The organism is Kineococcus haloalkalitolerans, from assembly GCF_050871905.1.
Lineage (GTDB): Bacteria > Actinomycetota > Actinomycetes > Actinomycetales > Kineococcaceae > Kineococcus.
In genome coordinates this window covers 39,937-56,275 of the sequence record NZ_JBJLSH010000009.1, presented here as the reverse complement: position 1 = coordinate 56,275, position 16,339 = coordinate 39,937, and the positions used below count along the sequence as shown (strand labels likewise).

Genomic DNA, 16,339 nt, shown 5'->3' with positions numbered 1-16,339 from the left:
GCGTCCGTGCACCTCACCCCCGCCGACACCGAGAAGCTCCTGCTGGCCGTCGCCGGCATGGTCGCCCGCGACCGCCTGGCGCGCGGCGTGAAGCTGAACCACCCCGAGTCCGTGGCGCTGCTCAGCACCTGGGTCGTCGAGCGCGCCCGCGAGGGCGCCTCGGTGCCGGAGCTGATGGACAGCGGCCGGCGCGTCCTGTCCCGCGAGCAGGTCATGCCGGGCGTGGCCGAGGTGCTCGGCGAGGTCCAGGTGGAGGCCACGTTCCCCGACGGGCGCAAGCTCGTGACCCTGCACGAGCCGATCTCGTGAGCGGCTCCCGCGGCGACGGTCCCGGTGCGCTCCGCGTCCGGCCCGGGACCGTCGTCCTCAACGGCGACCGGGGCCCGTCCGAGCGCCTCACCCTCCTGGTGGAGAACACCGGTGACCGGCCCGTGCAGATCGGGTCCCACCTGCACCTGCCCGACGCGAACCCGGCACTGCGCTTCGACCGCACCGCCGCCCGCGGCTTCCGCCTCGACGTGCCCTCGGGGACGTCGGTGCGCTTCGAGCCGGGCGTGAGCCGCACCGTCGAGGCCGTCGCGCTGCGGGGGCACCGGCGAGTGCCCGGCCTGCGGGTCCGGACGGGGACGGGGGACCTCGGTGGTTGAGATCGACCGCACCGCCTACGCGGCGCTGTACGGGCCCACGACCGGCGACCAGCTGCGCCTCGGCGACACCGACCTGTGGATCGAGGTCGAGCACGACCTGACGGTGGGCGGTGAGGAGGCGGTCTTCGGAGGCGGCAAGTCGATCCGCGAGTCGATGGCCCAGGGCACCACGACGCGCGCCGGGGGCGCGCCGGACACGGTCATCACGAACGCGGTGGTCCTCGACCACACCGGCGTCTACCGCGCCGACGTGGGGATCCGCGACGGCCTCGTCTGCGGCATCGGGCGCGCCGGGAACCCCGACGTCGCCGACGGCGTCCACCCCGCCCTGCGCATCGGGGCGTCGACCGACGTCGTCTCCGGGGAGGGCCGGATCCTCACCGCGGGGGGCATCGACAGCCACGTGCACTTCCTGTCCCCGTCGCAGGTGCACGAGGCGCTGGCCAGCGGCGTCACGACCGTCGCGGGCGGCGGGACGGGTCCCTCGGAGGGCAGCAAGGCGACCACGGTGACGCCGGGCGCCTGGCACCTGGAACGGGCCCACCGGGCGCTGGACGCCCTGCCCGTGAACGTGCTGCTGCTGGGCAAGGGGAACACCGTCAGCGCGGAGGCCCTGGCCGAGCAGGCGCTCGCCGGCGCCGGCGGGTTCAAGGTGCACGAGGACTGGGGCGCCACACCCGCGGCGATCGACGCGGCCCTGCGCGCGGCGGACGAGTTCGGCCTGCAGGTGGCGCTGCACTCCGACAGCCTCAACGAGGCGGGCTACGTCGACTCCACGATCGCCGCGATCGCGGGCCGGTCCGTCCACGCCTTCCACACCGAGGGGGCCGGCGGGGGGCACGCCCCCGACATCATCACCGTCGCCGGGCTGCCCAACGTCATCCCCGGGTCGACGAACCCGACGCTGCCGCACACCGTCAACACCGTGCCGGAGCACCTGGACATGCTCCTGGTCTGCCACCACCTCAACCCGCGGGTGCCCGAGGACCTCGCGTTCGCGGAGTCGCGCATCCGCGCCACCACGATCGCCGCCGAGGACGTGCTGCACGACCTGGGCGCGCTGTCCATCACCAGCTCGGACGCGCAGGCGATGGGGCGCATCGGCGAGGTGGTCACGAGGACCTGGCAGGTCGCGCACGTGATGAAGGCGCGGCGCGGCCCGCTGGGCGAGACCCACCCCGCGGACAACGAGCGCGCGCGGCGCTACGTCGCCAAGTACACGATCAACCCGGCCGTCGCGCACGGCGTCGACCACCTCGTCGGCTCGGTGGAGGTCGGCAAGATGGCCGACCTGGTGCTCTGGGACCCCGCCTTCTTCGGCGTGCGGCCCTCGGTGGTCCTCAAGGGGGGCGCGATCGTCGTCGGCGCGCTCGGCGACCCGAACGCCTCGATCCCCACACCGCAGCCGGTGCTGCTGCGCCCCGCGCTCGCCCACGCCGACGGCGCCGCCCTGTCGGTCAGCTTCGTCGCACCGGCCGCGCTGGCGGACGGGCTCGCGGGCCGGCTCGGCCTGCGGCGGCGACTGGAGGCGGTGCGGGACACCCGGGCGGTGGGCAAGGCCCAGATGCGGCACAACGACGCGCTGCCGCGCATCCAGGTCGACCCGGAGACGTTCGCCATCGCGGTGGACGGCGAGCAGGTCGAGCCGGCACCCGCCGCGGAACTGCCCCTGGCCCAGTTCTACTCGATGTTCTGAGCCGCCGGTGACCTCCCCCGACCTCCTCCTCGCCCTGCTGGCCGACGCCCGGCTGCCCGTCGGCGGGCACACCCAGTCCGCCGGCCTGGAACCGGCCCTGGCGCACGGCGCCCTCACCCCCGCCGGCATCCCCGCCTACCTGCGGGCGCGGCTCGCCACCGTCGTCGCCGTCGAGGCCGGGACGGCCGTCGTCGCCCGCGCGCGCTGCCTCGTCGGCGACGACCTGGCGCCCGTCGAGGACGCCTGGGCGGCGCGGACGCCCAGCGCCCCGCTGCGCCAGGCGTCGCGCCGGCTCGGTCGCGGCTACCTGCGCCTGGCGCAGCGCCTGTGGCCGGGCACCGCGGCGCTGCCGGCCCTGGGCAGGACGCCCCCACGCCCCCTGGTCCTGGGCGTCGTGGCGGCCACCGCCGGGCTCGACGCCGCCCGACTGGTGCGCCTGTGCGCCCACGAGGACGTCGCCACGGTCGGCGCGGCCGCCCTGAAGCTGGTCCCCCTGGACCCGGCCGACACCGTCGCCTGGACCCTGGCGGTCCACCCCGAGGTCGAGGACCTCGTGACCCGCGTCGCCCACCTGACCCGCCCCGACGACGTGCCCGCCGGGTCGGCACCGCTCGTCGAGCACCACTCCGTCCTGCACGACCGCACCCAGCAGAGGTTGTTCCATGCCTGAGCACGACCACCCGCACGACCACTCCCACGAGCACGCGCGGCGCACGCGCTCGTTCCGCCTCGGCGTCGCCGGGCCGGTCGGGACCGGGAAGAGCTCGCTCATCGCGCTGCTGTGCCGCGAACTGGCCCCGTCGATGCGCCTCGGAGTCGTGACGAACGACATCTACACCGACGAGGACGCCCGCTTCCTGCGCGCCGCAGGTGTCCTGGACCCCGAACGCATCCGGGCCGTGGAGACCGGCGCCTGCCCTCACACCGCCATCCGCGACGACGTGACGGCGAACCTGCTCGCCGTGGAGGACCTCGAGGAGGACTTCGCGCCGCTGGACCTCGTCCTGGTCGAGTCCGGTGGCGACAACCTGACCGCCACGTTCTCCCCAGCCCTCGTCGACGCCCAGGTGTTCGTCCTCGACGTCGCCGGCGGCGGCGACGTGGCCCGCAAGGGCGGCCCGGGCATCGCCCGCGCCGACCTGCTGGTGGTGAACAAGACCGACCTCGCCCCGCACGTCGGCGTCGACGTGGAGCGGATGGTCGCCGACGCCCGCGCCGCCCGTGGAGACCGCCCCGTCGTGGCGCTCTCCCGCCACGACCCGGCCTCGGTGCGACGGCTCACCGGCTGGCTGGCGGACGTCCTGGAGGCCGCCCGCAGCGGCCGCCACGAGCCGGTCGACCCCGGGCCGATGGCCCCGCACTCGCACGCCGACGGGACCGTGCACACCCACGCGTGACCCGGGTCGGAGTGCACCGGCGGGGAGCGGGAACCGCCGTCGACCTGCGCGCCGGGGCTCTGGCACCGCGGGTCCTGTCGACCACCGGCGCCGGTGCCCGCGTCGCCCTCGTCGGGGCGCGGGCCCTGCTGCTGGCCGGTGACGACGTGGAGCTGGACGTGCAGGTCGGCGCCGGCTGCGTCCTCGACCTCGTGGAGGTGGCCGGGACCGTCGCCTACGACGGCCGGGGCGGCAGCGCCTCGTGGTCGGTGCGCGTGCTGCTGGAGGAGGGCGCGCGTCTGCTGTGGCACGGCGAGCCGTTCGTCGTCGCCGCGGGGGCCGACGTCCGGCGGAGCCTGGACGTGCGGATGGCCGCCGGCTCGCTGGCGCTGCTGCGGGAGACCCTCGTGCTGGGCCGCACCGGCGAGGTGGGCGGGCGCCTGCGCAGCACCGCCCGGGTCCACCTCGCCGGCCGGCCGCTGCTGGTGGAGGACCTCGACCTGCGCGACGTCGGGACGCGCGGTTCCGGCGCCGTGCTCGGCACCGCGCGCTGCGTGGACACCGTCAGCGTCTGGGGCGCCCGGCTCGACGGACCCGACGCCCTGCAGCTCGACGGCCCGGGGAGCCTGGTGCGACGGCTGACGGCGCACGCCCACGACTCGGACGTGGCCACGACCTGGCGCACGTGGCGGCGGGCCGCGACGCTCCCGGGTCAGCCGGGCTGCTCCTCGCCCGTGTAGAAGGCGCGGGTGCGCCCGGCCGCGGCGCGCGCCTCGTCGGCCGGCACCCCGGCCGCCGCGGCCGCGTCGCCCCAGGCGGCGCTGGCCGCGGCGAGGAACGCCCGGCCCTCGGGCCGGGTCTCGAACCCGTCCGCCTCGGCGGGGCGCTCGCCGCCGCTGCGCAGGTGCAGCGCCAGGCCCAGCAGGGCCAGGTCCCAGCCCACGCCCGTCGCCCCCGGGCCGTACTGCGCCCAGAAGGGGTCGGGGACGTCGGCCTCGTGGTGCAGGGTGAGGCGCGCGCCGTCGCCCTCGGCGCGCAGCTCGACCCGCACGACGCTGGTCTGCCCGCCGAACTCCCACGTCAGCGCGTACCCGTGCGGCGGGTCGCACGAGGTCACCTCGCCGCCCGCGTTGCCCTCGACCTGGTAGCGGCCGCCGAGGCGCAGCTCACCGCTGACGGGCGCGAACCAGCGCGCGATGCGCTCGGCGTCGGTGCACGCCTCCCACAGGTCCTCCAGCGTCGTGGGGTAGGTGCGGCTGATCGTGGCGGTGCAGGCGACGGCGCCGTCGCCCGGGACGGCCGAGACCCGTCGCGTCACCGCGTCCGCCTCGCCGGCCAGTCCTCCTGCGCCGCCGCCCGCGCCGTCCTGCTCCGTCGTCCCGTCGGTGCTCATCCCGCGTCCTCCTCGTGCTCGTCGTGGTGGTGCTCGTCGTGGTGGTGCTCCCCGGCCCCGCGGCGCTCGCGGCGCCCGCGGGCGATCTCGGTGCCCAGCGCGTCCAGCCGCGGTCCCCACACGTGCCGGAACCCGGCGAGCCAGTCGCCCGCCTCGCGCAGCCGCTCGGGGCGCACGGCGTACAGGCGGCGGCGGCCCTCGGTCCGGACCGTCGTGAAGCCGTTCTCGCGCAGCACCTTCAGGTGCTGGGAGACGGCGGGCTGGCTGATCCCGCGCTCGGCGCGCACGACGTCGGCGACCTCCCCGGCCGAGCGCTCCCCGTCGGCCAGCAGTTCGAGGACGCGCCGGCGCACCGGGTCGCCGAGGACGTCGAGCGCGTGCACGTCCCGAGGGTCCCCCCGCCACATCCATAAGTCAAGACTGATGGGTGAGGCGTGGCACAGTGGCGTCGACAGCCACCACCCGAGGAGGACTCCGCGTGGACGACGAGGTCTTCACCGACCTGCTGGTCGAGGCGCGCGCCGGCGCCGCCGAGCGCGAGCGGCGGCGGGAGCTGCCCCGCGACCTCGTCTCCCGGCTGACCGCGGCCGGACTGCCATCGGCCCGCGTGCCCGCCGAGCACGGCGGCGAGGGCGCGGACCTGGTGACGGTCTTCGACCGCCTCGTCCGGCTCGCACGCGCGGACTCCAACGTGGCGCACGTCTTCCGCGGGCACCTGGCGTTCGTGGAGAAGCAGCTGTTCGAGACGGACGAGGACGTGCGCGCGCGCTGGTTCGCCCGCTTCCGCGACGGCCGCCTCGTCGGCAACGCCGTCTCGGAGTCCGGCGGCACCTCCGACGTGTCCACCGCCCTGCGCGAGGCCGACGGCCGGCTGCTGCTGACGGGCCGCAAGTTCTACACGACCGGCTGCCTGTACGCGGACTGGATCGACACCTCGGCGACCTGGGACGGCGCCGCCGTGCAGGTCTCGGTGCCCACGGGCGCGGCCGGCGTCGAGGTCGTCGACGACTGGAAGGGGTTCGGGCAGCGCCTCACGGGCAGCGGCACCACGACGTTCACCGACGTCGAGGTCGACCGCGCCGAGGTCCGGCCCGTGGACCCCGACGACGACCTCCAGACGTACCTGCTGGGGTTCTTCCAGCTCGTCCTGCTGGCCGTCAGCGCCGGGATCGCGCACGCCGCCCTCGACGACGCCGTGGAGTTCGTCCGCCCCCGCACCCGGGTGTTCGGGTACGCCGGGCAGGTGCGCCCGCGCGAGCACGACCTCGTGCAGGCCGTCGTGGGCGACCTGTCCAGCGCGGCGTCGGTGGCGCGCGCCGTCGTCCTGCACGCCGCCCGCACGCTCGACGCGGCCCAGCGCGCCCACCGCGGCGGGGCGGCCGGCTCCCCCGACGCGCTGCGCGAGGCGCAGCTGGAGGTCTACCGCGCTCAGCAGGTCGTCCTGCCGCTGGTGGTGCGCGCCACCAGCGACCTGTTCGAGGTGGGCGGCGCCTCGGCCACCGACGTCGACCTGGGGCTCGACCGCCACTGGCGCAACGCCCGCACCATCGCCACCCACAACCCCGCGGTGCACCGCAAGCGCGCCATCGGCGACTGGGAGCTGAACCGCACGCCGACGCGCCGCTACCTGCCCGCGGGCTGACGGGCCAGAGCGCTCAGCGCAGCTCGCGCGGGTCGCGCCCGGCCGGCTGGGAGGGGCGCGGCAGCTCCTCCAACGGCTCGATCGGGAGCGTGCGGGGGGCCTCCAGGTCCACGGTGAACTCCTCGCCGTGGTGGCTGGTGCGCACCGGCCCGCCGCTGACGACGGTGTAGGTGGCCTCCTCCTGCGTGACGCGCACCTCCAGGCACGCCCCCCGCTGCCGCGTGCGGAACCGCAGCCCCTGCAACCCCTCGGGCAGGCGCGGGGCGAACGTCAGCCGCCCGTCGGCGTCGCGCATCCCCCCGTAGCCGAGCACCAGCGCCGACCACGCACCGGCCAGGGAGGCGATGTGCAGCCCGTCCTCCGTGGACTCGCGCAGGTCGTGCAGGTCCACGAACGCCGCCTCGTGGACGTAGTCGGCGGCCAGCCCCAGGTGCCCGGTCTCGGCCGCCACGACGGCCTGCACGGACGCCGACAGCGAGGAGTCGCGCACCGTCAGGGCCTCGTAGCGCTCGAACGCCGCGCGCTTCTCCGCCGGCGTCATGCAGTCCGGGCGCATCTGGATCGCCAGCACCAGGTCCGCCTGCTTGGACACCTGGCGCCGGTAGAGGCTGAAGTAGGGGTAGTGGTCGGCCAGCGGGTACGCCTCCGGGGGTGTGCCCTCGAAGTCCCACCGCTTGCGCTCGCTGGACCCCTCGTCCTGCGCGTGCACGCCCGTGGCCGGGTCGCGCGGCACGTGCACGGCGTCCGCCAGTCGCTCCCAGTCGGCCAGCTCGTCGTCGTCCACGCCCAGGTCCGCCGCGCGCTCGGGGAAGCGCCGCGCCAGCACCACGGCCGAGCGCAGGTTCGCCTGCGCCATGAGGTTGGTGTAGGCGTTGTCGTCCACCAGGGCGCTGTACTCGTCCGGGCCGGTCACCCCGTCGACGTGGAAGCGCCCCGCCTCGTCCTCGCGGCCCAGCACCACCCAGGTGCGGGCCGTCTCGACCACCAGGTCCACCACGACGTCGCGCGCCAGGTCGTCGTCGCCGGTGGCGCCCACGTACCGCACGGCGGCGTCGGCGATGTCGGCGTTCAGGTGCACCGCCGCGGTGCCCGCGGGCCAGTACCCCGAGCTCTCCCGGCCGGTGATGGTGCGCCACGGGAACGTCGCGCCGGCCAGGCCCAGCTCGCGGGCCCGCTCGCGCGCGGCGGGCAGCATGGCGTGCCGCCAGCGCAGGGCGTCGGCGGCGGCCTGCGGCCACACGTGGTTGAGCATCGGCATGACGAACACCTCGGTGTCCCAGAAGGTGTGCCCGTCGTAGCCGGTGCCCGTCAGCCCCTTGGCCGGGATGCCGCGGTCGGTCCCCTGGGCGGCGGCCTGCAGGACGTGGAAGAGGGCGAAGCGCACCGCCTGCTGCAGGCCGGCGTCGCCGTCGACCTCGACGTCGGCGTGCTCCCAGAACTCGTCCAGCACGGCGCGCTGCTGCCGCAGCAGCCCCTCGCAGCCCGTGCGCAGGCCGTCGGCGACGACGTGCCGCAGGTCCTCCACCAGGTCATCGGTGTCCGCCTTCGGCTTCCAGCCCAGCGCCACGACCTTGACCACCCGCAGCTCCGCGCCCGGTGCCAGCCGGACCGTGGCGGCCGTCACGACGCGGTCGGAGGTGGCGTGCGTGCGCACCTCCGTGTCCGCCGGCCCGGTGACCTCGTGCTCGACGACGACGGCCACCGCCAGGCCGCTGCCGTCGGTGCGCTGGCGCAGCACCCCGCCGCGCTGCCCGGCCGAGGTCCGGGCGTCGTGCAGCTCGGCGCTGGCGACGACCGCCGAGCGCACCTCGACGTCGAGGGGCTCCTCCAGCGCCCGCACCCGGTGGTCGACGACCACCAGGCCGGGCACCTCCAGCGGCACCATCCGCTCCGAGCGCAGCGCGAGCGAGGCCCCCGACGGGGACGTCCAGCGCGCCTCGCGGCGCAGCGTGCCGGCGCGCAGGTCCAGGGTCCGCTCGTGCTCGTGCAGCGTCCCGGTGCGCACGTCGAAGCGCTCGCCGCCGACGAACACCTCCACCAGCGTCGGGTCGGGCACGGCGACGAGCCGCTCCTGCACCGTCGGGTAGCCGTAGCTGTACTCCGGGTACGTCATCGGGTACAGCTCGTACGCGCCGCTGAGGTAGGTGCCCGGGCTGCCGCACGGCGAGCCCTCGTCGAGCGTCCCGCGCACCCCCGTGCGCCCGTCGGCGAGGGTGAACAACGACTCGGTGCGCTCCAGCGCCGAGACGTCCAGCTCCCCCTCGCGCACCGCCCACGCCTCGACCGGCCCGAGGTCCTTGCCCCTGCTGCTGCCTGCTCCGTCCACGAGCGGCATCCGAGCAGGTCCGGCGCGCTCCCGCACCCGGTCGCGCGGGAGAGCGGCGCCCGGCAGGCTCGGCGCGTGCGCGTGGCGGTGGTGGGTCAGGTGGGCCGGGACCTCGTCCTGGGGGTGGAGGAGCTCCCCGGGCCGGGTGGCTCGGCCCCCGCCCGGCACCGCTGGGAGGGGCTGGGCGGCAAGGGGGCCAACCAGGCCGTGGCCGCGGCCCAGCTCGGCGCGGACGTCGCGCTCGTCGGCGTCGTCGGCGACGACGCGGCGGGCCGGCAGGTCCTGGCCGCGGCCCGCGGCGACGGGATCGACGTCTCCGGCGTGGTGGTGCGCGCGGGCGCCGCGACGGCGCTGCTGCTCGACCTGGTCAGCGGCGACCCCCCGCACGCGCAGCGGCGCCTGGTGGAGTCCGTGGCCGACGGCGTGCTGCTCGGCGCCGGGGACGTCGTCGCGGCCACGGGCGCGATCGGCGCGGCGGACGCGGTCCTCGTGCAGCTGCAGCAGCCGGCGGCGGCGGTGGCCGCGGCGCTGGACGCGGCAGCGCCCGGCGCCCTCGTCGTGGCCGACGGCGCACCGGACGGCGAGGAGCTGCGAGAGCGGGTGCTGGCGCGCGCCGACGTGCTGCGCGCCGACGCGGCGGAGGCGGAGCTGCTGCTCGGCCGTCCGCTGGAGGGCGCGGGGCGGGTGCTGGAGGCCGCCCGGGAGCTGGCCGGTCGCGGGCCGCGGGTGGTCGTCCTCGACGCCGGGCCGGAGGGCAACGCCGTCGCCTGGCGCGAGGGGCCGGGGCGCGTGCACGACGAGGTGGTGCCGCTGGAGCGGGTGCCCGTGGTGGACCCGACGGGCGGCGGGGACACCCTCACCGCTGCCCTCGCCGTCGCGCTGGTGCGCGACGGCGGGGACGGCTGGAGCGGTGACCGCGTGCCGGGCGCGGTGCGCCGGGCCACGGCCGCTGCCGCCTCGACCGTGCAGCGCCCGGGCGGACGGCCGGACCTGTCCGCCCGGGCGCTGGAGGGGTGAGGCGCCGGGTCAGTCGCGGGTGAGCTTGCGGTACGTCACCCGGTGCGGGCGGGCCGCGTCCGGGCCCAGGCGCTCGACCTTGTTGGCCTCGTAGCCGGCGAAGTTCCCCTCGAACCAGTACCAGTTCGCCGGGTCCTCCTCCGTGCCCTCGTAGGCCAGGATGTGGGTGGCGACCCGGTCGAGGAACCACCGGTCGTGGCTGACGACCACGGCGCAGCCGGGGAACTCCAGCAGCGCGTTCTCCAGGCTGCCGAGCGTCTCCACGTCCAGGTCGTTGGTCGGCTCGTCCAGCAGCAGGACGTTGCCGCCCTCCTTCAGGGTCAGCGCCAGGTTCAGCCGGTTGCGCTCACCGCCGGACAGGACGTTCGCCGGCTTCTGCTGGTCCGGGCCCTTGAACCCGAACGCCGACACGTAGGCGCGCGAGGGCATCTCCTGGTTGCCGACCTGGATGAAGTCCAGGCCGTCGGAGACGACCTCCCACAGCGTCCTGGACCCGTCCAGGCCGCCGCGGGACTGGTCCACGTACGACAGCTTGACCGTCTCGCCGATCTTCAGCTCGCCGCCGTCCAGCGGCTCCAGGCCGACGATGGTCTTGAACAGCGTCGTCTTGCCGACGCCGTTGGGGCCGATGACCCCGACGATCCCGTTGCGGGGCAAGGAGAACGACAGGCCGTCGATGAGCGTGCGGTCGCCGAAGCCCTTCTTCAGCCCCTTGGCCTCGATGACGACGCTGCCCAGGCGCGGGCCGGCCGGGATCTGGATCTCCTCGAAGTCGAGCTTGCGCGTGCGCTCGGCCTCGGCGGCCATCTCCTCGTAGCGCTGCAGGCGCGCGCGGGACTTCGTCTGGCGGCCCTTGGCGTTCGAGCGGACCCACTCCAGCTCGTCCTTGAGGCGCTTGGCGAGCTTGGCGTCCTTCTTGCCCTGCACCTCCAGGCGGGCGCGCTTCTTCTCCAGGTAGGTGGAGTAGTTGCCCTCGTAGGGGTAGGCGCGGCCGCGGTCCAGCTCGAGGATCCACTGGGCGACGTTGTCGAGGAAGTACCGGTCGTGGGTGACGGCCAGGACGGCGCCGGGGTACTTCGCCAGGTGCTGCTCCAGCCACGTCACGCTCTCGGCGTCCAGGTGGTTGGTGGGCTCGTCCAGCAGCAGCAGGTCCGGCTGCTCCAGCAGCAGCTTGCACAGCGCCACGCGGCGCTTCTCCCCGCCGGACAGGTGGGTGACGTCGGCGTCGCCGGGCGGGCAGCGCAGCGCGTCCATCGCCTGCTCCAGCTGCGAGTCCATGTCCCACGCGTTGGCGTGGTCCAGGTCCTCCTGCAGCTGCCCCATCTCGGCCATGAGGGCGTCGAAGTCGGCGTCCGGGTCCTCGAAGGAGGCCGTGATCTCGTTGTAGCGGTCCATCTTGCGCTTGAGGTCGCCCAGACCCTCCTGGACGTTCTCCAGGACCGTCTTGGACTCGTCCAGCGGGGGCTCCTGCATGAGCATGCCGACGGAGTAGCCCGGCGACAGCCGCGCCTCCCCGTTGGACGGCTGGTCGAGCCCCGCCATGATCTTCAGGACGCTGGACTTGCCGGCACCGTTGGGGCCGACGACGCCGATCTTGGCGCCCGGGTAGAAGGAGATCGAGACGTCGTCGAGGATGACCTTGTCGCCGTGCGCCTTGCGCGCCTTCTGCATCTGGTAGATGAACTCGGCCATGCCCCCAGGCTAGTGGGTAGGCTGCGCGGGTCCGCCCCCGTAGCTCAACGGACAGAGCGGCCGGCTTCTACCCGGTTGGTTGGGAGTTCGAATCTCTCCGGGGGCACGCGCCCGCGCCGCGCCCGGCGACCCCTCAGCGACCCCTGTTGCGCCGGACGTCGGGCACGACGACCACGGGCCCCGGTGCGCGCTGCAGGACGTCGTGGCTCGTGGAGCCCAGCAGGACGGTCAGGAAGGCCCCGCGGCCGCGGGTGCCCACCACCAGCAGCCGGCTGCCGTCGGCGGCGGCCAGCAGGGCGTCGGAGGCCTCCCCCTCCACCAGGTCGGTGCGCAGCTCCAGGCCGGGCCGCTCGGCGCGCAGCCGCTCGGCCAGCTCGGCCAGCTCCTGGCGGTGCCCCTCGCGCTCGGCGTCCTGCGCCTCCACCCACACCTGCCCGCTCCAGGCGTCCAGCGGCACCAGCGCGGTGCGCCAGGCCCGCACCACCAGCAGCGGCTCGCCGAGGGCCTGCGCGTGGTCGGCGGCCACCGCCAGCGCGTCGTCGGCGCCCTGCGAGCCGTCGTGGCCCACGACGACCCCCCGCACCCCCTCGGCCTCCGCCTCCCGGACCACGGCGACCGGGCAGCAGGCGCGCGCGCTGACGGACAGGCTCGTCGAGCCCAGGTGCAGGCCCAGGTCGGGGCGGCGCCGGCCGGCGTGGCGGGCGCCGGTGACCACGAGGGCGGCGGTGCGCGAGGCCTCCAGCAGCGCAGCGCGCGGGTCGTCGTGGACGACGGAGCCGTCGACCTCGACACCGGGGTGGTCCCGGCGCGCGCGCTCCAGCACCTCCTCGACCACGGCCCGGGCGGTGGCCGCGCGGCGCTCGGCCTGCTCCCCGGCGTACCGGGCCTGGCCCAGGGCGCGGACCGGCACGGGCGGCGGGGCGGCGTGCAGCAGGTGGACGCGGGCGCCGCGGCGCTCGGCCTGCTGGCAGGCCCACCAGACGGCGGGGCGGCAGCCGCGCGCGTCCTCGACCCCGACGACCACCGTCGGTCGTCCTGCGTCCGTCCCGGCCACGGCCCCTCCCGGAGATCGCCCCGGGATCATCCTCACCGCGCGCGCGGGCGCCCCGCAACCCCCGGCGCGGGGGTCGCGGAGCGGGCGCTCACAGGTCCTTGCGCAGGTCCACGCCGAGGTCGAGGTCCGCCACCGCCACGGCGCGCCCCAGCGCCAGCGAGGCGTTGCCGGCGATGCCCACGGCGACCGAGCGCAGGCCGTCCAGGTGCCCGGCCGGCGTGCCCAGCGGGTCCTCGCCCGGCCCGACGAAGACGTCGCGCAGCAGCTTGACGTCGCCGCCGCCGTGCCCGCCGTCGCCCGACTCGATCGGCACCTCGCGGGCGCGCTCCCAGTGCCGCTGCAGGACCAGGCGCTCGGAGACCGGGCGCGGGTCGTCGGCCGCGCCGTCCTCGGGGGTGGCGCTGGGGTCCACGGCCAGGTCGGCCGAGACGGACCCGCGCTCGACGACGGTCAGCTCCGCGCGGCCCTCGGTGCCGTTGACGGCGACGGTGTACCCCTCCCAGGGCGCGTGCGCGTTGAGCGAGTAGCTCATCGACGGCCCGCCCTCGTAGTCGACGACGAGGGAGAGGTTGTCCTCGATGGTGATGCCCTCGCCGAAGACGTCCTGGTCGCGGCGGTAGCCGTCCTCGTCCTCGTTGGCCCAGTACAGGTCCCGCAGCAGCGGGTCGGTGCGCAGGTCCAGCAGGAAGGGGTCGGCGCCCGCGCCGTCGACGGTGCCGCGCTCGGGGCGCTCGCCCAGGCCGCGGGCGGCGGCGTTCTCCGCGCCGTAGAAGCGCAGGCCGCCGCTGGCGAACACCCGCCGGGGCACGTCGTCGATCCACCAGTTGACGAGGTCGAAGTGGTGGGAGGCCTTGTGCACCAGCAGGCCGCCGGAGTTCTCCTTGAGGCGGTGCCAGCGGCGGAAGTAGTCCGCGCCGTGCATGGTGTCCAGGACCCACTCGAAGTGCACGGAGGTGACCTTGCCGACCGCGCCGGAGCTGACGAGGCGCTTGAGGCCGGCGTTGCGCGGGGAGTAGCGGTAGTTGAACGTCACGACCACCGAGCGGCCGCTGCGCTCGACGGCCTCGGTGATGCGCCGGCAGCCCTCCACGTCGGTGGTCAGCGGCTTCTCCACGACGACGTCGGCGCCCGCCAGCAGCGCGCGGCAGACGTAGTCGGCGTGCGTGTGGTCGGGGGTGGTGACGACGACGCGGTCCAGCCGCTCCTGCTCGACCATCCGCTCGAGGTCGTCCGGCGACCACAGCGCCGGAGCCGGGTACCCGGCGGCCACGACCGCGTCGGCGTGGAAGCGCGCCCTGCCCGTGTTCGTGTCGGCGAGGGCCACCAGCTCGGCGACGTCGGCGTGCGCGCCGGTCACCGCCCCCACGTACATGCGGGCCCGCGACCCGCACCCCACGATCCCGTACCGGCGGCGTGCCATCTGCGCTCCTCGTCGAGGCGTCGGAAAACCTTTTCCGGACGTCACCGTAGTTCCGGCCGGCGACGTCCGTCAACGGACGGCACCCGGCCGGAGACGTCGACGTCGTGGCCTGCGCCGTCGGCCCAGTCCACGCGCACGCGCCGCCCCTCGACGGCCACGCGCGGCGCCGGACCGGGGTCGGCGGCCGACAGCGCCGCCAGCACGACGAGCGGCCCGTCACCGGTCGCGGTGCGCAGGCGCGGGACGACCGCCCACGCGCCGTACGCGGTGCCGGCCGGCGCGCGCACGACGTCGGCCGTCCAGCCGTCGCCGACGCCGCGCAGCTCGCTGACGAGCCCGGGGACCCGCACGACGGCACCGGCCCCCTCCCCCTCGGCGCGCACGTCGGTGGACAGCTCGTCCGGGTGGTCCACGGCCGGCGCCCAGCCCGTCAGGGCCAGCGGTGTGCCGACCGGGACGGCGTCGGCGGTGTGCACGCGCACCTCCCAGGCCCCGCGCACCAGGACGAGGCTGCGCACCCGCGCCTGCGGCAGGACCGTGCCCTCGAAGCGCGGGCGGTGGACGGAGGCCGCCCAGTCCGGGCCGGTGCCCAGCGGTTCGAACGCCCCGCGCGCCGAGGAGCGTCCGCGGACGGTCAGGCTCAGGGAGTTCTCCGCCTCGTTGCGCGCCGACGTCGGCCCCGTCCGCGTGGAGTACGCGAGCCGCGCGTAGTGCGGGTCGGGCGCGCCGTCGGCGGAGCCCCCGGGACGGTGGTGGTCGGCGCCGTGGTTGTGCACGCGCACGAGGCCGTCGGCGGTGGACTGCACGAGCCAGCCGGCGGGGGCGATCGGCGTGGTGGTGTCCGGCCCGGCCGCGGGCACGGGTTCCTCGACGGCCGTCCACAGCGGGTGGTCCTCGCCCGCCAGCAGGGCCAGGAACCCCTTGGACGCCCAGTACGGCGAGGCGGGGCCGGAGTACGGCTGCAGCGTCGCGGCGTGCGGGCCGTACCAGCCGCGGGACAGGAGGCCGCCGGTGGCCGCGCCGCGCTCGAGGAAGTGGCGCAGGCAGCCGCTGACGACCGCCCGGGACGTCCCGGGGCTCAGCGGGGTGTCGCCCGTCACGGCGCCGAGGGCGACGGGCGCGGCCGCGGCCCAGCGGTAGGTCAGGGACCGCCCCTGGTGCAGCGGGGCGCCGTCCGCGTCGAACGTGCGCGCGTACGTGCCGAGGAACTCCCGCAACCGCTCGCCGAGGACCTTGCGCAGGTCCTCCGGGCCGCGGTGGCGGGCGTGCAGCACGGGGTACAGGTGCATGGCCCAGCCGACGTAGTGGTCGAACATCCGCCCGTCGCCGTCGGTGTACCAGCCGTCGCCGACGTACCAGCCCTCCAGCAGGTCCAGGCCGCGCTGCACGGCCGCGGCCGTCTCGGCGTCCCCGCGGCCGGCGCCCTCGAGGAACGAGGCGACGGTGAGGGGGAACAGGTACCAGTTGTTCGGCGCGGGCTCGTGGCGCAGGCTGTCGCGCAGCCACGCCTCGGCGCGGTCCTGCTCGTCGGTGGACAGCGTGTCCCACAGCCAGTCGCGGGTCAGCTCCAGCCCGAGCGCCACCGACGCCGACTCGACCATCGGCTGGCCCTGCACGTGCACCGAGCGGATCAGCGGCCACGACTCCGCGTCGTCGGCGCCGGGGGTGCGGGTACCGGCGACCAGTCCCGAGCGGTAGCGCTCCAGGTGACCGAGGGGGTCGGCACCGCCCTGCCCGGCGACGAGGAACGCCGCGGTGAGGAACGTGCGGGCGTAGCCCTCCAGCCCGTCGCTGACCCAGCCCGCCCGCGCGGGTTCACCGGGCAGGTCCAGGCGGGCGAACCCCGGGGTGGCCCAGGGGCGCGCGGCCAGCAGGAGGTCGTCGGCGGCGGCGGCGACGTGCGCGCGGGTCCAGCCGGTGACCGGCGACAGGGCGCGGTCCTCCGGCAGCGCGCGCAGCCTCGCCAGCTCGGGCGGCAGCGCGGGGTTCGGGTCGGTGGGCACGGGCGCGGCTCCTCGGGGATCGGGACGGGGTCCGGGACGGGGTCCGGGACGGGGTTCGGGACGGGGTTCGGGA

The 16,339-nt window shown here is 76.0% G+C and carries 15 protein-coding genes and 1 tRNA gene; 9 read left to right on the top strand and 7 right to left on the bottom strand.

Annotated elements, in window-relative coordinates:
- The first annotated feature begins 6 nt into the window (after window positions 1-6).
- Genes ACRYMY_RS05795 through ACRYMY_RS05770 form a run of 6 tightly spaced genes read left to right on the top strand, consistent with a single transcriptional unit; the run spans window position 7 to window position 4,459 of the window.
- The gene (locus tag ACRYMY_RS05795) at window positions 7-309 is read left to right on the top strand and encodes an urease subunit gamma (protein WP_432546317.1); all 303 of its coding nucleotides are present in this window, start codon (window positions 7-9) and stop codon (window positions 307-309) included.
- The gene (gene ureB, locus ACRYMY_RS05790; RefSeq protein WP_432546316.1) at window positions 306-647 is read left to right on the top strand and encodes an urease subunit beta; all 342 of its coding nucleotides are present in this window, start codon (window positions 306-308) and stop codon (window positions 645-647) included. The genes ACRYMY_RS05795 and ureB overlap by 4 nt, the downstream gene beginning before the upstream one ends.
- Complete coding sequence (locus tag ACRYMY_RS05785; RefSeq protein WP_432546315.1) at window positions 640-2,343, top strand: urease subunit alpha; 1,704 nt, start codon at window positions 640-642, stop codon at window positions 2,341-2,343. Before ureB ends, ACRYMY_RS05785 begins: the two co-directional genes overlap by 8 nt.
- A gap of 7 nt (window positions 2,344-2,350) precedes the next feature.
- Window positions 2,351-3,013 carry an urease accessory protein UreF gene (locus ACRYMY_RS05780; protein ID WP_432546314.1) on the top strand — a complete coding sequence of 221 codons (663 nt, stop codon included), beginning with the start codon at window positions 2,351-2,353 and terminating at the stop codon, window positions 3,011-3,013.
- Complete coding sequence (gene ureG, locus ACRYMY_RS05775; protein ID WP_432546313.1) at window positions 3,006-3,740, top strand: urease accessory protein UreG; 735 nt, start codon at window positions 3,006-3,008, stop codon at window positions 3,738-3,740. The genes ACRYMY_RS05780 and ureG overlap by 8 nt, the downstream gene beginning before the upstream one ends.
- Window positions 3,737-4,459 carry an urease accessory protein UreD gene (locus ACRYMY_RS05770; protein ID WP_432546312.1) on the top strand — a complete coding sequence of 241 codons (723 nt, stop codon included), beginning with the start codon at window positions 3,737-3,739 and terminating at the stop codon, window positions 4,457-4,459. Before ureG ends, ACRYMY_RS05770 begins: the two co-directional genes overlap by 4 nt.
- Here the strand turns inward: ACRYMY_RS05770 and ACRYMY_RS05765 are convergent.
- Together ACRYMY_RS05765 and ACRYMY_RS05760 are read right to left on the bottom strand one after the other, a co-directional pair.
- Window positions 4,432-5,112 (bottom strand): SRPBCC family protein, encoded by a 681-nt coding sequence (locus tag ACRYMY_RS05765; RefSeq protein ID WP_432546311.1) that lies wholly within the window; start codon window positions 5,110-5,112, stop codon window positions 4,432-4,434. The genes ACRYMY_RS05770 and ACRYMY_RS05765 overlap by 28 nt on opposite strands.
- On the bottom strand, window positions 5,109-5,495 hold the full coding sequence (locus ACRYMY_RS05760) for an ArsR/SmtB family transcription factor (protein WP_432546310.1): 387 nt from the start codon (window positions 5,493-5,495) through the stop codon (window positions 5,109-5,111). The genes ACRYMY_RS05765 and ACRYMY_RS05760 overlap by 4 nt, the downstream gene beginning before the upstream one ends.
- Window positions 5,496-5,590: 95 nt before the next feature.
- Here ACRYMY_RS05760 and ACRYMY_RS05755 point away from each other — a divergent pair, with 95 nt between their 5' ends.
- On the top strand, window positions 5,591-6,754 hold the full coding sequence (locus ACRYMY_RS05755) for an acyl-CoA dehydrogenase family protein (RefSeq protein WP_432546309.1): 1,164 nt from the start codon (window positions 5,591-5,593) through the stop codon (window positions 6,752-6,754).
- Between the two features lie 13 nt (window positions 6,755-6,767).
- Here the strand turns inward: ACRYMY_RS05755 and ACRYMY_RS05750 are convergent, their stop codons facing one another.
- On the bottom strand, window positions 6,768-9,080 hold the full coding sequence (locus ACRYMY_RS05750; RefSeq protein WP_432546308.1) for a glycoside hydrolase family 65 protein: 2,313 nt from the start codon (window positions 9,078-9,080) through the stop codon (window positions 6,768-6,770).
- Window positions 9,081-9,155: 75 nt separating this feature from the next.
- Here ACRYMY_RS05750 and ACRYMY_RS05745 point away from each other — a divergent pair, with 75 nt between their 5' ends.
- Entirely contained in the window at window positions 9,156-10,097 is a 942-nt protein-coding gene (locus tag ACRYMY_RS05745; RefSeq protein ID WP_432546307.1) for a PfkB family carbohydrate kinase, read from the top strand.
- A 9-nt stretch (window positions 10,098-10,106) separates the two neighbouring features.
- Here ACRYMY_RS05745 and ettA read toward each other — a convergent pair whose 3' ends face one another.
- Entirely contained in the window at window positions 10,107-11,789 is a 1,683-nt protein-coding gene (ettA, locus tag ACRYMY_RS05740) for an energy-dependent translational throttle protein EttA (RefSeq protein ID WP_432546306.1), read from the bottom strand.
- Window positions 11,790-11,822: 33 nt separating this feature from the next.
- On the opposite strand from ettA, the gene ACRYMY_RS05735 reads away from it, so the two are divergent.
- Window positions 11,823-11,895, top strand: a tRNA-Arg gene (locus ACRYMY_RS05735).
- 27 nt (window positions 11,896-11,922) lie between these two features.
- On the opposite strand, the gene ACRYMY_RS05730 is transcribed toward ACRYMY_RS05735, so the two are convergent.
- The 3 genes from ACRYMY_RS05730 to ACRYMY_RS05720 form a co-directional block, all read right to left on the bottom strand.
- Window positions 11,923-12,843: a universal stress protein gene (locus ACRYMY_RS05730; RefSeq protein ID WP_432546305.1), complete on the bottom strand. Its 921-nt coding sequence runs from the start codon at window positions 12,841-12,843 to the stop codon at window positions 11,923-11,925.
- 88 nt (window positions 12,844-12,931) lie between these two features.
- A complete protein-coding gene (locus tag ACRYMY_RS05725) occupies window positions 12,932-14,263 on the bottom strand; it encodes a Gfo/Idh/MocA family protein (RefSeq protein WP_432546304.1) in 1,332 nt (443 codons plus the stop codon).
- Window positions 14,264-14,304: 41 nt separating this feature from the next.
- On the bottom strand, window positions 14,305-16,266 hold the full coding sequence (locus tag ACRYMY_RS05720) for a DUF2264 domain-containing protein (protein ID WP_432546303.1): 1,962 nt from the start codon (window positions 16,264-16,266) through the stop codon (window positions 14,305-14,307).
- Window positions 16,267-16,339 lie beyond the last annotated feature (73 nt).